This window comes from Trichocoleus sp. ST-U1 (assembly GCF_039961835.1).
In the GTDB taxonomy this organism is placed as follows: domain Bacteria; phylum Cyanobacteriota; class Cyanobacteriia; order Cyanobacteriales; family FACHB-T130; genus FACHB-T130.
This window is the reverse complement of record NZ_JAMPJZ010000027.1, coordinates 1-13,486: the sequence shown is the minus strand read 5'-3', so window position 1 is coordinate 13,486 and position 13,486 is coordinate 1. Positions and strand designations below refer to the sequence as shown.

Annotated in this window: 12 protein-coding genes; 8 read left to right on the top strand and 4 right to left on the bottom strand. The window is 43.4% G+C overall.

The genetic code is table 11. The annotated features are described in order from the left end of the window. Window positions 1–100 precede the first annotated feature (100 nt). The 3 genes from NDA06_RS12185 to NDA06_RS12175 all read left to right on the top strand — a co-directional run bounded on the left by NDA06_RS12185 (window position 101) and on the right by NDA06_RS12175 (window position 1,870). Window positions 101–538: a hypothetical protein gene (locus NDA06_RS12185; RefSeq protein ID WP_190429045.1), complete on the top strand. Its 438-nt coding sequence runs from the start codon at window positions 101–103 to the stop codon at window positions 536–538. 158 nt (window positions 539–696) lie between these two features. Beyond that, complete coding sequence (locus NDA06_RS12180) at window positions 697–1,269, top strand: hypothetical protein (RefSeq protein ID WP_190986631.1); 573 nt, start codon at window positions 697–699, stop codon at window positions 1,267–1,269. After that, on the top strand, window positions 1,220–1,870 hold the full coding sequence (locus NDA06_RS12175) for a transposase (protein ID WP_199300601.1): 651 nt from the start codon (window positions 1,220–1,222) through the stop codon (window positions 1,868–1,870). The genes NDA06_RS12180 and NDA06_RS12175 overlap by 50 nt, the downstream gene beginning before the upstream one ends. 243 nt (window positions 1,871–2,113) lie before the next feature. Here NDA06_RS12175 and NDA06_RS12170 read toward each other — a convergent pair whose 3' ends face one another. After that, entirely contained in the window at window positions 2,114–2,917 is an 804-nt protein-coding gene (locus tag NDA06_RS12170; RefSeq protein ID WP_190527790.1) for a hypothetical protein, read from the bottom strand. A 204-nt stretch (window positions 2,918–3,121) separates the two neighbouring features. Between NDA06_RS12170 and NDA06_RS12165 the strand changes: the two genes are divergently transcribed. Beyond that, window positions 3,122–4,714: an FkbM family methyltransferase gene (locus NDA06_RS12165; RefSeq protein ID WP_190986632.1), complete on the top strand. Its 1,593-nt coding sequence runs from the start codon at window positions 3,122–3,124 to the stop codon at window positions 4,712–4,714. A 49-nt stretch (window positions 4,715–4,763) separates the two neighbouring features. Then, window positions 4,764–5,756: an FkbM family methyltransferase gene (locus NDA06_RS12160; RefSeq protein WP_190527786.1), complete on the top strand. Its 993-nt coding sequence runs from the start codon at window positions 4,764–4,766 to the stop codon at window positions 5,754–5,756. On the opposite strand, the gene NDA06_RS12155 is transcribed toward NDA06_RS12160, so the two are convergent. The 3 genes from NDA06_RS12155 to NDA06_RS12145 form a co-directional block, all read right to left on the bottom strand. Then, window positions 5,753–7,990: an O-linked N-acetylglucosamine transferase, SPINDLY family protein gene (locus NDA06_RS12155; protein ID WP_190536183.1), complete on the bottom strand. Its 2,238-nt coding sequence runs from the start codon at window positions 7,988–7,990 to the stop codon at window positions 5,753–5,755. The genes NDA06_RS12160 and NDA06_RS12155 overlap by 4 nt on opposite strands. A 148-nt stretch (window positions 7,991–8,138) precedes the next feature. Continuing rightward, on the bottom strand, window positions 8,139–8,723 hold the full coding sequence (locus NDA06_RS12150; protein ID WP_190527781.1) for a type IV pilin-like G/H family protein: 585 nt from the start codon (window positions 8,721–8,723) through the stop codon (window positions 8,139–8,141). A 118-nt stretch (window positions 8,724–8,841) separates the two neighbouring features. Then, on the bottom strand, window positions 8,842–10,173 hold the full coding sequence (locus tag NDA06_RS12145) for a class I SAM-dependent methyltransferase (protein ID WP_190527779.1): 1,332 nt from the start codon (window positions 10,171–10,173) through the stop codon (window positions 8,842–8,844). A gap of 202 nt (window positions 10,174–10,375) precedes the next feature. Between NDA06_RS12145 and trxB the strand changes: the two genes are divergently transcribed. The 3 genes from trxB to NDA06_RS12130 all read left to right on the top strand — a co-directional run bounded on the left by trxB (window position 10,376) and on the right by NDA06_RS12130 (window position 13,469). After that, window positions 10,376–11,758, top strand: coding sequence for a thioredoxin-disulfide reductase (gene trxB / locus NDA06_RS12140; RefSeq protein WP_190986633.1), 1,383 nt, complete (start codon window positions 10,376–10,378; stop codon window positions 11,756–11,758). 165 nt (window positions 11,759–11,923) lie between these two features. Then, entirely contained in the window at window positions 11,924–12,829 is a 906-nt protein-coding gene (locus NDA06_RS12135; RefSeq protein ID WP_190426687.1) for an ABC transporter permease, read from the top strand. Between the two features lie 94 nt (window positions 12,830–12,923). Then, window positions 12,924–13,469 (top strand): hypothetical protein, encoded by a 546-nt coding sequence (locus NDA06_RS12130; RefSeq protein WP_190439885.1) that lies wholly within the window; start codon window positions 12,924–12,926, stop codon window positions 13,467–13,469. The last annotated feature ends 17 nt before the right edge of the window (window positions 13,470–13,486 follow it).

Here is a 13,486-nt window from a genome sequence, read left to right as displayed (position 1 = left end):
CCCCAGCCTAAAAAAAGCCTAAAAAGGAGACCATAGTTTGCTAGCTCAGTGTAGACTCTTGGTACAAGATTGATACGCCAAAAGGAGCGCAACGAATGGAATGTCTTTCCTGAAAAGATTGCCTAGGGCAACCCTGGCGTTGCTTCTGGGTACTTATTGCGTATACGGCTGGTTGTTTTCCTTTACATATACCTGGGAGATTTTGCTGTTAGAGATAGGAGTAGCCTTGTTGATAGCTTTGGTTTTAACGGCTCCTATCAGGCTCTTAAGAATCTTTTTTGCCCGTTGGATGAATTCCGATACTAGAGCCTTCCTTTCAGTCATAACCGGAGCTTTGGCTGGGGTCTTTATCCTCACCTGGATTAATATTTTTGCCAATATTTTTGTTCTACTCTCAGCAGGTGCCCTAGCTAGACTAGACCTTCAAACTGCTAAATTCAATGCACTGCAAGCTTTTTGGATTCTCGTTGCCGTATCTTGGAGCGGGTTTGGTTTAGGCTTGATACTAAATCGTTTGTTGCTACATCCATCTTTTTAGCCAACGCCTCCATCAGCTTCTGTCTTGCCTTTAGTAGGCACAAACCATAGATTGCAGCGCTGATTGACTGACAAAAGGGCATGGGACTGGAACAAAAGCTAGGAGGGAAGCAGAGCTTGATTTAAGCTGATGAGTTACCACACTAATCGGTCAAATCAATGTCACCTACTTCCCGTCTTTCTGATGCGTTGTGTCCTTATCTGGGTCAATGTGAGATTCCGTGGCAAGATGTGCGCCATCTGCAAACGCTCTGTTGGATGATGATTGGCATAATTCAAAGCCAAAATGTTCATCTCAATAGATTTGAGGTGTATGTCATCAGTCGGGCTAAAGTTGCTCAGTCGCACCAACCACGGTTTCGGCGTTGGTTATCGAATCGACGAATTGATGTTGTTTCAGCCCATCATGCCCTCATCAAGCAAGCTCTCTGCCAGTGGAAGAGCCAACGACTGTATCTGAGCTTGGACACAACCGTAGTGTGGAATTGTTTCTGCATCGTCTGGATTGGGGTGGTGTATCGGGGCAGAACGGTTCCGGTAGCTTGGCGAGTGGTGGCGCAATCGAGCAGTAAGGTACGGTTGTGGACGCTTCAACGGGTGCTGCGGCAAGCGGCACGAGTGATGCCCCCTGGCGTAGCCGTTGTCCTGTTAGCAGACCGGGGCTTTGAGCAATGGCAAGTTGATGAAGTACCTCAAAGAAACCCTGGGTTGGCATTTTCGGATTCGCATTAAGCGCTCATTCCAGTTTCAACTTAAGGGGCAGTGGCGCAAAGTATCGTCGGTGGCGTTGCAACCGGGGCAAGCCTACTTCACTCCTGGGGTTGCAGTCGGCAAAACCAAGCCCTATTCGAGCGTCTATCTTGCATTTGCCCATGATAAGCAAAGTAATGAAACCTGGGTGATTGTGAGTGACGAACCAACCACCCTGCAAACTTTTGCCCAATATCGCTTGAGGTTTCAGGTGGAAGAATCGTTTTTGGACATTAAGTCGAACGGGTTAAAACTGGAAGCGTCAAGGCTGCGGGACAAGTTTGCCCTGTCTCAGTTGTGCGCTGTCATTGCCTTAACAATGTTATTTCTGGTATTACAAGGAGTGCAAGTCGTTGTATCAGGCAAGCGTCGTCAAGTCGATGCTCACTGGCAACGAGGGATGAGTTACCTCAAACTGGGTTGGAACTGGATTCGCCTTGCCATTACACAGCAATGGAAAATTCAGGTTGCTCCGTTTCTCCCTGGTGCACCTGACCCGCAACCTGCCCTTGCTTCCAAGCGACAATACGATGAATCCTGCAAGCGTGAATTTACGGTCCTCACCCGCATTCCTGCTTCTTAATTTTGTCAGTCAAGCAGGATTGCAGCCTATCGCGCCTTTAATTTCTCTCAATGGACACTGTAAATACCGTCACACAGGGCAAGTCAATGGGTGCTAGATTTCTGGAAACTAGAGTAAGCGTTTAACTGTCCTCTTGCTCTACAGCAGTCTTGCTGTGGGGCAGTTTTGTTTTTAACACCTACGAAGGAAAGTTAAAGAGAGCGATCTCATCTCTTCTGGTAAAGTCTACCTGCGCGGTATCCCTTAATCTTGCTCCGGTAGCTGAACCTGCACTCCGCCTTCCGGCGTAATAATGACTTTACCACCCAGCGCCTCAATCCGACTGATAGCAATCTTGCGCGTGCGATCGTCAATAACTGGATTTGTTAACACCAAAATCCAGCCAGACACTTGAGCCTTTCTGCTATTAGGGTTGCGAACTAAAAACTCAGATGTTTGGCGAGAAATTTCTGCTACTGATTTGCTTTCTGGATCGGAATAAACCTTCGCCCATTCCACTGCCTTCTCAAAGGATTGCCTTGCCGCTTGAGCATTTCCTAAAAACAACAATTCGTCCATCCCTTTGTAACGCCAAATAAAATAAGACTTGGGTGGAACTTGAGGAGTAAGTGACTTTAGCCCTTTTTCCATCAAAGCAACAGATCGTTCTGGCAGCGCTGCGTATAAAGAACTACTAGCTGAAAGAAAAAGATACGCTTCCCGAAATCTGGGATCGCGGTTTACTATTATTTCAAAATATTCTGGGCTGAGGGTATAGCCAGTAACTTTACGAACTTCATCATCACCAAAATACTGTGCAAATCCAAGAAATACCCAGTCGGCCAAAAGATTATCAAATCCAAAGTCCGGAAATTTCTGGAGCAAATTGAGACGGATGTTTTCTGCTTCTACTTCTTTTTCTAGTTCTTCTGCTGAGGCAATTTTTGCTTTTGAACTTAGTTTATTTAATTGAGGTATCTGTAATACTCCAATTGCCAAAACACACAGCAGGGCTAAGAAGGACGCACCTACTAGTTGACTGAAGCTTTGACGAAATCGAGAAAGCATTTATATCACCTGCTTAAAAGTAAAAAAGTATAACTAGTCTTTTAAAAGTTTAAAGTTTTTTCTTTATCGTTTGTAGCTGTATAAATAATATAATAAGATTGATTAAGTTTTTATAATAAATATGATATTTTCTTCTAGAAGTATATTAGTTTAAGATGATGATAGTCTAACTTTGATAAGAAATGATAAAAACTGAGTTGGAGTATGGCAACTTCTTTGGCTTCTGCTGATGCATATTGGAAATATCTCGAAAAGGCTTGTATTTGCCTCGATTCAAATGTGCGATCGCGTATAAACACCATTCTTGATGGTACTTCTTGGGATGACCCCACATCCGCCTTAGATTTAAATAATATTGCAGTAGTGGCACTCATTGAGGCAGAACAGTCTCACGAGCCATCTGTGCGTTCGCTTTATGTTGAGATGGCTTTAGAGGCCTTAAATAGGGGGGCAGAGTTGGATGGTAATCCCCTCTGCACAGCTCATCTGGCTCTAGTCCTAGCCATGATTGGAGAAAGCGAACAAGCGATGCAGACAGCTTTTTCTACCTTTGTTGCTACCCTCCAGCCTGCTTATATCAATGATAAACCAATTGCTCTAGGTATAGTATATCTACCTCCTACTCCCACTAGCTTAATAGATTTCCAGTATGAGAAACTAGCTCAAATTCTGCAAATTGAAGATGGCTATTCTCAAGCACTGTTGTTATTCAGTGAAATTTTGTGTTGGGCAACTCTCGTCTTTTACAATAAAACAGGACTACGATTATTAAATTTAGCTGCTCAACTATCACCCGATTCCCTTGCAGTTAATCTAAAACTGGGAATTTCTAGTTTGATGAATAATCAATGGGAAGGACTCTTGTATTTAAACCGCGCTAGGCAAAAAGCAGCAAATTCGGCAATTATGCTGCAAGCGCTACATTTAGCTTATCGAGATATACAACAGATAGAACCTGCTGGTTTATGGCTAGAAATTGGGCGAAATATCAGCAAGAAAATGCCAGGTTCTGTAGAGTGGAAATGGACTAATAAAGAAGCTGACAGTTTACTAACTTATGTACCTTTCGAGGGCAAATTATTATTAGCGGTTGAACCAAGTTTACGCAGTATTGTAACCAGCGTACTGATTGCTGAAGGAGACTGGTTCGAGAAAGAAATGGAGTTTTGGCGAAACTGGATAAAACCCGGTATGACGGTTATCGATGTGGGTGCGAATGTAGGAGTATATACTTTCAGCGCTGCTTTAAAGGTGGGAGCGGAAGGATGCGTACTAGCTGTTGAACCTTTTTCAGGCTGCGTTCGTTGTTTGCAAGAAACCTGTAAAGTTAATGACTTAAGTTGGGTTAAAGTTTGTGCAGGAGCAGCAAGCGATCGCAATGGCACAGCCCGATTGTCTCTCCATGCTGCTAGTGAACTTAACGAAATAGTTTCTAGTGATGCAGAAGCAACAAACCAGCATGGTAATTTTGAGGAAATTGACTGCTTTTCTCTTGACAGTCTAATTGAACGCGAACATGTCAAGCAGGTTGATTTATTGAAAATTGATGCTGAAGGACATGAAATGAAAGTGTTAGAGGGAAGCAGCCAGATTCTCAGCGAATTTACTCCTGCTATACTTTACGAAAATATTGCAGGTAGTAAAAGCAGTAATCTAGCTGTTGCCGATTTTCTGACATCCAGAGGCTATCAACTATTTCGATATCAGCCTTACCTACAGCAGCTTATTCCAGTTAATTCTGCTGAAGATTTGCAAGGTAAATTGAATATAATTGCTTTGCACACCCAGGAATTATAAAACCTCAGTCGTTAATAATTATTAAACACTCAAAAGCGAGGAATATAAAATGTCAGTTTTTCTTTCCAGTTTAAAGAAAAGCGGTCACTTGAATCAGCTCCATCTAACTATATGTAATGTTGGTTCTCGTAAATTAGGAAGTCACGATGACTACACCAGCCTTGGCTGGGATATCTTTGCACCTCGGCTCACTATATACGGATTCGATGCAGATGTAGATGCTTGTGATGAAGCGAACGCTGAGCTTGAAGCTAGACAAATAAATTGGACAGAAAAACACATTCCCTTAGCACTGGGAAATTCTGTAGGAGAGTCTACACTCTATGTAACCAAACATCCCATGTGTAGTTCCTTATATCCACCCAATGAACCATACTTAGCTAGGTTTGGCGGACTTCCAGAGTTAGTAAATTTAGATTTTACTCTAGAAATTGAAACCACAACTTTAGATGCTTTTTGTCAAACAGAGGGAATCCAAGAGATTGATTTTCTTCAGGTTGATGTTCAGGGTGCGGATCTGCAAGTTTTGGAAGGAGCTTCTGAGATATTAAAACGCAGTACTCTGGCTGTTCAAGTTGAAGTTGAATTTTCTCATTTATACGATAAACAGCCTTTGTTTGCGGATGTAGACACTTATCTCCGAAAAAAAGGCTTTACATTATTTGACTTAGCTACTTCTTATCGTACTCGTGCGCGATCACCTATTCATTCAAGAGTTCGTGCTGGACAATTACTTTGGGCAGATGCGTTTTACTTCCGAGATTTGATTAGAGAGGATATCAGTATCCCTTTAAAAACACCAAAGCAAATTTTTAAGTTAGCTTGCATGGCCGATATAATGAATTTTCCAGATTATGCTCTGGAACTATTGGAGTATTTGACTCTGCAATATGGAACTGATGCAAATTATAATTTTGCTAACAATATCATTGAGAGTTTGGCTCAATTTCCTGGGCTGATACAGCAAGGATTAGGTTCCTTGCCTATTGTGGAAAAAATTCGCGATCGCGTTAGTGGCGATGTTCAAGGTTTGCTTGCTTAAGTACGATTGCCTTGAGTATACTTTTCCCACATCTGCTCGTAAGCCTTTTCCATTTCGCGGGTGAACTGCTTAGCATTCCACAAAGGAGCTGTTTGCCGCGATTGTTTCAGTTTCCAAGCAACTTGTTGCCGCAAAACTGCATCTTTCCCTAAACGAACTCCCCATTCTACATATTCTTCATCCGTCCAAGCGATACCTTCTGTTATACCTGCATTTATCATCATGCCGTAGCTGTTACGTGCAGAAAATTGCTCACCCACTCGCGTTACCAAAGGAATACCCATCCAGAGTGTTTCTAGAGTAGTTGTAGCTCCGTTGTAGGGATAAGTATCCAGTACCACATCAGCAACACCCAGGTTAGCTCGATGAACTTCTTCTGAAATGTCAATTGGCATAAATTTCAGGCGAGCGCAATTCACACCCTCCTCTACAGCAATCTTTTCAAAAAAAGTTCGTGAAGATTTTTCATCAGATGGGCCTTTGATCAGAAAATAGCTATTCGGTACTTCTTTGAGAATCCTCATCTGTAGTCGTACATTATCGGGGTTCCGTTTATACCCCTTCTGTGCAACAAAGTACACAACAGCATCATTGGGAATATCTAGCTGATCGCGCCGCAGAGTAGGCGCAGCTACTTCAAACCCATCAACTGCGACATAGGTATTGGGCAGCCGCCAAATAGTTTCTGTATAGTGTTCCTGAGCATAATCAGGCAGAACATAAGGATCTGCAATAAAGTAGTCAATGGATGGTAACCCTGAAGCATCCCATCCTAACCAACTTACTTGAATTGGAGCAAGCTTTCTGTTAAAAATTTGACACGTATGCCCAGATGTAATACTATCGAGATCGACTAGAATATCAAGTTCATCCTCCTCCATTTGCTTAAGAATTTCTAAGCCGAGAACATCAGCACGGTAAGCACGATCGCTGTTACCAACAAACCAATTTTGAGTAAAATCATCAATCGATAAATAGCCTACCAGATAAGTGTGAATTTGGAACCGTTCCCGATCGTGATGCTTAAATAGCCAGCGAGATATCCAGCCTACCGAGTGTCTTCTTAGGCATTGAGAAACATAGCCAATTTTGAGAACTTTTTTCTTTTTAGTTAATATTTGAGTAGAAGGCACCTTTTGATTTTCTTCTACTCTTGCTGCTTCTTTTATTGATTTTTGATGATTTTCATAGCAAATCTGAGCAATCTTATTTTGAATCAAGCGATTATTAGGAAGGTCATCTTTGAAGTATGGGGCAAAAAATGGTGTGACCAAAAGAGATGGTAAATAGTCTACGTTTATATTTAGTGGCCATTCTTTTATAAGTGAAAGCAGCAGTTCTTTATGTAATGCAAATGTCAAACACGATTCTTCCCAATACCCCGATGCAGACATCAATGCTCTAATTATTAGGTAATTGCTGTAAACCTTTTCTAGTAAAGATGTAGATGACTCATAGCAGTGCTTTGCTGTTTCTATACCTTTATCGTATTCATAACAGTTTTGATAAAAAACTGTTAGCTGCGACTGAATCTGAGGAAGGTTATTACATCTATCTAGACACAATTCAGCATAGCGCGATGCTATTTTAGGTTGGTTTCCAGAGTAAGCAATTTTTATACAAGTAAGTATCACAATATCAATTATTGTTTGAGGCTCATTACCATAGTTTATGCAAGCCTCAGTAAATGCGAGAACTGCCGGGTCAGCATAGGCATAAGTCATAAGGCTTACTAAAACTTGTTGCAATAAATTAAACTCTACATTGCATTCCTTTTCCTGCAACAACTCAATGATTCCTGATTCTGTTATATCTTTACCTGTAAAGTTTTCCAGTTGAATAGAAAGTAAAATAATATGTAAGATATTGTTAGCATCTGTTGGAGCAATTTCCCGGATATGTTGGCGGATAGCCCAGGCAATTTGATAATCTTCAATAACTTCTCGTCGCTCTGCTTCTGTTAGCAGAACTTGAACCAATTCCGCTGTCCACAGCTCTATTTCTTCTAGTTCTCCCTCTGCAATTCCCAGCATCCAAGTTGTCTGAGCCTCAGCTTCCTGCCCCTGCAACAGAAGCATTAATCCCAAAAGCCAGTAATAAGCCTTTACTTCAGGTTCAACTGAAATTGCTGTCTCGTAAAGGTCTGCTGCTTTGCTATAAAATCCTTGAAGTAGGTATTGATTTGCTTGTTTTTGCCAATCCGTAGCAGTTGTTACAACTTGTGAAGAAGTCATAAAATTTTAAATTTTAGTATTAACTAACGTATGTTTATTTTAAGTCCGAATTCTTAAAAAATAAGTGGGTGGGTAAATCTATACCACCCACTTATTTTGTCAAGTTCAACCTACTGTTTCCGTCATGCAGGTATTTGTTGGATAGTAATTACTGTGTACCACCAACTTGAACTTGGTTAGTATTGCATCCGGCACCAGCAGCAGTACCAGTACCAACGAGGGGAGTTGTACCAAAACCGCCAGCTGTTTTGCTCTCACACAAAACGGCAACGCTTGTGTACTCACCAGCACCAGCAGCAGTGCCAGTACCAGCCAGAATCAGGGATACATAGCCAGTATAGTTTTTCAGAGGTGCAGTAATGTTGGAAGGTATACTAGAATAGCTTGACGCGTATGAACCAGTGCCTGCACCAGCGGTAGATGCACCGTATATATAGTTGACAGTTTGGGTTTTGATGCCAATGCCCGAAGCCGGGATAGCTGCCGAACCACCACCGATGAAAACGCTTTTTTCCGTGAAGTTTGCCTGCTGAGCTTTATTCAGGGAACCGACGTAAGTCTTGGCTTCAGACTGCTTGCCCTTGTTGGCTTGGCTAAGGAAGGACGGCAGAGCAATGGCAGCCAGAATACCGATAATGATGATAACGACGAGTAGTTCAATCAGGGTGAAACCTTCGTCCTGCTTTTTCTGGTTGAGGTGTTGCAGAAATTTGGCTTTCAGTTCGGTCTTCATGAGCGTTTCTCCTTGGGGTGGGGGATGCTTGACTTGTACTCCTAGATGTAACTTACCCACATCCGATCAATTTCATATCATCCTCCGCAAAAAATTTTGGTTACCGTTTCCAAAGCTCTTACGCAGATAGTTCTAAAAGTACATAGCGAAAGAAATCTAGCTTGCTGAGAAGTTCTTTCACTTCGTTGAGGGCTTCCATGAAGGTCACAGGTTCCAAGGTTACAGGGTTCAGCGGTTTTACCTTAAGCCAGCGTTCCGTCAGAAATTTAACAGGCTTTGGCTCTTCCCACAGGGGTAGCAAGCAAATTAGTATACTACTGTCTATCTGGACAGGAGCCATAGCTGGGTGGGTGACATAACCGCTAATTTCAAAAGCTTTCTGCTCCACAAGGCACTTTAGAAGGTCTTCCTTGACCTGAGAAGTCCTTAGTTGAGGATGTAGATGTACCTTAGCGGCTTGCCAATCCGATAATTCCCACTGTTCAACTGGCGTGAACGAGTCTGCGTGACTCGAATGACCGCACCAAAAATCCAACAACCGATGAACTGGGTGCATAAGTTCAAAAAGATGCAGCCGTTCCTCTGTAGAAACTTCTGGTAAACTCATCCCCCAAAAAGCTGGCAAATTTTCTGGCTCATTAAATAAGTCAGTGACATCCCAGTGTCGCCAGTTCACCATGCTGATAAATTCTAGGTCTGCTGCTCTCAGAGCAGCGAACAAATCAGGAATCGTGTAACCTTTATCACCTTGGAACAGATAGTTCATCAACACCCCCTCTTTGCCATCTTCTTTTTCATAGCTGGGATTCCAAGTTTTAGCTTTTATGTCAACACCGTCTTTTAAAGCCTTCATGGTTTCTACAGCAATTTCTATTTCCATCTCCTCTGGGTTACTATCCATTAGCCCCATCATCTTGAAAACTTCTTGGGTACGATAATGGGTAAATCTTTGCAAGGAACTATGCAAATTACTGCGAATAATACCTTTTGGCTTTAGTATAGATTTCAGGGCGGCTAAGCCAACAGATATATCTGGGAACAAATAAAGAAGCTCATCACAATTAATATAGTCAAATTTTAAACGTAGTTTTGGTAAGTCATAAAGAGAGAGAATGTGAAACTCTGTATTTTCAAAACCATGATATGTTAGGCGTTGTTGTGCTAATTTGATTGACTCTTCTGATATGTCTATGCCAACTATTTTTGCGCCTGGATTTGCTTCTGCTAATATTAAGGTTTTGTAGCCAGTACCACAACCTGCATCTAAAATTAATTTTTCTTTAGTATCTATAATTTTTTGATTTCTTAAGTAGTAAGGTGTTACTAAATTATGAATAAAAAGATAGTTAGGATTATCCTTAGGAGATTTATCTATTGGAATTCTGGGATAGGGTCCAAAGTCAAATTGCTGACGAATTCTTTCTAGTAACTCTGATGCTTGGTCGTTCATGCGGAATACTTCCTGATACTGGAATTTTAAACATTTGGGAAGCGGGTCAAAATATAGTTAATGCCAGCACTCCCCCTTCAAGGGTTCCCATTTATGGGCAAAAATATACAGCTAGCGAAAGTTTCTTACGCTCATCGCCTCCCCATCCTCCCAAACCGCTATACTAGACTAAGCGTAGTCGTTATGAGTTTGTATAATTACCATGACCAACCCAACAGTAGAGAACTTGGTGATTATTGGTTCTGGCCCTGCGGGATATACCGCTGCTATCTATGCGGCGCGGGCGAATCTGAAACCCTTTGTGTTTGAAGGCTTTCAAGCTGGGGGGCTACCTGGTGGGCAGCTGATGACCACGACGGAAGTGGAGAACTTTCCGGGGTTTCCAGAAGGGATTACCGGACCAGAATTGATGGATCGGATGAAGGCTCAGGCTGAGAGATGGGGGGCTGAGTTAGTTACCGAGGATGTGATATCGGTGGATTTGAGTCAGCGTCCTTTTACTGTTCGGTCTGAGGAACGAGAAGTTAGAACTCATAGTATTGTAATTGCTACGGGGGCGACGGCGAAGAGGTTAGGGCTGCCCAGCGAGCATGAATTTTGGAGCCGGGGGATCTCGGCTTGCGCGATTTGTGATGGTGCGACGCCTATCTTCCACGGTGCGGAACTGGCTGTGGTTGGTGGGGGTGACTCGGCGGCTGAGGAATCAGTTTACCTGACTAAGTATGGCGATCGCGTTCATATGCTGATTCGCGGCGACAAGATGCGGGCAAGTAAAGCGATGCAGGATCGGGTGCTGAATAACCCTAGAATTACCGTTCACTGGAACTCTCAGCCTGTGGATGTTGTCGGTGAAGATGGTCGGATGACCGGGATTAAGCTCAAACATACTCAAACGGGTGAAGAGAGTGTTCTCCCTGTTAAAGGATTGTTCTACGCGGTTGGTCATCAGCCCAACACCTCCCTATTTAAGGGACAGATGGAATTGGATGAGGTTGGTTATATCGTCACGAAGCCTGGTTCGGTGGAGACGAGTGTAGAGGGCGTCTTTGCTGCGGGTGATGTCCAGGATCGTGAATATCGTCAGGCGATTACTGCGGCGGGTACTGGGTGTATGGCAGCAATGTTGGCGGAACGATGGCTATCCGTTAATGGTTTGCTCCAAGAGTATCGTCAGCAGATACATACGTCTGAAGAGCCAGATACACCGGCAGATGAACCGGGTGATAAGATAGCTGAGCTGAATCCAGAAGCGGCGTTTAACCCGCAAGCGACGCGGCATGAGGGTAGCTATGCGCTGCGGAAGCTATTCCATGATAGCGATCGCCTGCTGATGGTCAAATATGTCTCGCCCAATTGCGGGCCTTGCCATACGCTAAAGCCGATCTTAAATAAGGTGGTGGATGAGTTCGATGGCAAAATCCACTTTGTAGAAATTGACATTGCGGAAGATAGAGACATTGCCGAGAATGCTGGTGTTACCGGAACGCCTACAGTGCAGTTCTTCAAAAACAAAGAATTAGTGGGTGAGATGAAAGGCGTTAAGCAAAAGAGCCAGTTCCGCCAAATGATTGAGCAATATGTCTAGCAAGGGTTTTAGGAATCAGGCGCATAGAATTCGCAGCTATACCAACAAAACCCGCTAGACAAGGGTTTAAAATGAAGTCCGCGTAGCATCCGGACTTCGCTTTCTGTTCCCTTCTTCTGAAGGGGGGTTGGCGTAGCCGCGATTTATCATCGCCAGGATATATTGATGACCCCGACAAAACTTCCCTTACCTCGACTTTTACGTTTATCTGGGCGTCCCAGTCTCTCCATGCAGATGATGCGGGTGGGAATTGTTATCACCTTGATGTTCGTGCTAATAGCTTTTCTCACTCCCGCATTTCAGGCTTGGGGATGGGTGCAAAATCCCTTGGAGTCCTTAGCTAATCCGATTCATGAGCCGCCCTCGTGGCGTCATTGGTTTGGTACCAGTCGCCAAGGGTACGATGTTTTCTCGCGCACCCTATTTGGGAGCCAAGCGGCGCTGCAAGTGGTTATCTTGGCAACCGTGTTGAGCCTTGTCATCGGGGTGCCGTTGGGTTTAGTCAGCGGTTATTTGGGTGGTAGGTTGGATCGGGTGCTGCTATTTTTGATGGATACAATTTATACGTTACCGGGGCTGTTGCTGTCGGTGACGCTGGCGTTTGTGGTGGGACGAGGGGTCTTAAATGCCGCGATCGCGCTCAGCATTTCCTACATTCCCCAATATTATCGAGTCGTCCGCAACCATACGGTTAGTGTTAAAACAGAACTGTTCATCGAAGCCGCTCAAGCAATGGGGGCAGACACTTGGAGGGTTCTCTCTCGCTACCTGTTTCTTAATGTGATTCAGAGCGTGCCTGTATTATTCACTCTGAATGCTGCCGATGCAATTTTGATTTTGGGCAGTTTGGGTTTTCTAGGGTTAGGGCTTGCCGATCAGGTTCCAGAATGGGGCTACGATCTCCGTCAGGCGCTGGATGCTCTGCCTACTGGCATTTGGTGGACAGCGCTTTTCCCAGGCTTAGCGATGACGCTGATGGTGGTAGGGTTGTCTCTGGTGGGAGAAGGATTAAGCGAGTTTGTGAATCCCCGGTTGCGGAGAGAAAATTGGAACCAAAAATCCCCTGAATAGAGTCAAATATTTTATCGGTAATGGGTAATCGAAACCTTTTTATACAATGACCCATTACCAACGATCCATTACCAATAAGCACTGCTGCTGAGATATGAAAGACAATATTTCTTTAATTGCTGCCGCTACAGGTGGTTTTATGTTATCTATTGCGATCGCTGGGATACTTAGGGCGGCACCTGTCACAGGTTTGAAGGTGCAAGCCAGTCCCAACACGGCCCAAGTATCGGATTTGCAGCTTAAACCTGTTTATCCCGATGAAACTGTTAGTTATACCCTGAATGAAAGGTTTTCTGTAAAAAATTCAATGCGCGTTCTTCCACAAATTAAGGGGGCGTTGAATAGTTTTCACACTTTGACGGAAAAAAGTAAATCTGCTTTGGGAGAAAAAGCTATCTCTGAGGTAGGAAATACTGATTGGGAAGTTCAAAACTTGGGCTTTACTAACTGGGTTGCTTCCGTTGAAGGGACAATTAAAAAGCAAGATTATCAGATGAAAAAGCTGGAGTTTGAATTAGCGAAAAAGCAGTATGAAGACAAAGAAATTGTAAAAGCAGTATTAGACCAGAAAGCGGTAAGTTATCAGCAGGCTAAGCAAGAATTTCAAAAGTTCTGGAATTCCTTTAAAATTTCAGACTGATATTAAGGGTCGTGGAT

What these genes read in the sequence shown, in the direction of transcription:
- NDA06_RS12185 (WP_190429045.1), top strand. Translation starts at nt 101, where the DNA reads ATGTCTTTCCTGAAAAGATTGCCTAGGGCAACCCTGGCGTTGCTTCTG.
- NDA06_RS12180 (WP_190986631.1), top strand. Translation starts at nt 697, where the DNA reads ATGTCACCTACTTCCCGTCTTTCTGATGCGTTGTGTCCTTATCTGGGT.
- NDA06_RS12175 (WP_199300601.1), top strand. Translation starts at nt 1,220, where the DNA reads ATGAAGTACCTCAAAGAAACCCTGGGTTGGCATTTTCGGATTCGCATT.
- NDA06_RS12170 (WP_190527790.1), bottom strand. Translation starts at nt 2,917, where the DNA reads ATGCTTTCTCGATTTCGTCAAAGCTTCAGTCAACTAGTAGGTGCGTCC.
- NDA06_RS12165 (WP_190986632.1), top strand. Translation starts at nt 3,122, where the DNA reads ATGGCAACTTCTTTGGCTTCTGCTGATGCATATTGGAAATATCTCGAA.
- NDA06_RS12160 (WP_190527786.1), top strand. Translation starts at nt 4,764, where the DNA reads ATGTCAGTTTTTCTTTCCAGTTTAAAGAAAAGCGGTCACTTGAATCAG.
- NDA06_RS12155 (WP_190536183.1), bottom strand. Translation starts at nt 7,990, where the DNA reads ATGACTTCTTCACAAGTTGTAACAACTGCTACGGATTGGCAAAAACAA.
- NDA06_RS12150 (WP_190527781.1), bottom strand. Translation starts at nt 8,723, where the DNA reads ATGAAGACCGAACTGAAAGCCAAATTTCTGCAACACCTCAACCAGAAA.
- NDA06_RS12145 (WP_190527779.1), bottom strand. Translation starts at nt 10,173, where the DNA reads ATGAACGACCAAGCATCAGAGTTACTAGAAAGAATTCGTCAGCAATTT.
- trxB (WP_190986633.1), top strand. Translation starts at nt 10,376, where the DNA reads ATGACCAACCCAACAGTAGAGAACTTGGTGATTATTGGTTCTGGCCCT.
- NDA06_RS12135 (WP_190426687.1), top strand. Translation starts at nt 11,924, where the DNA reads ATGACCCCGACAAAACTTCCCTTACCTCGACTTTTACGTTTATCTGGG.
- NDA06_RS12130 (WP_190439885.1), top strand. Translation starts at nt 12,924, where the DNA reads ATGAAAGACAATATTTCTTTAATTGCTGCCGCTACAGGTGGTTTTATG.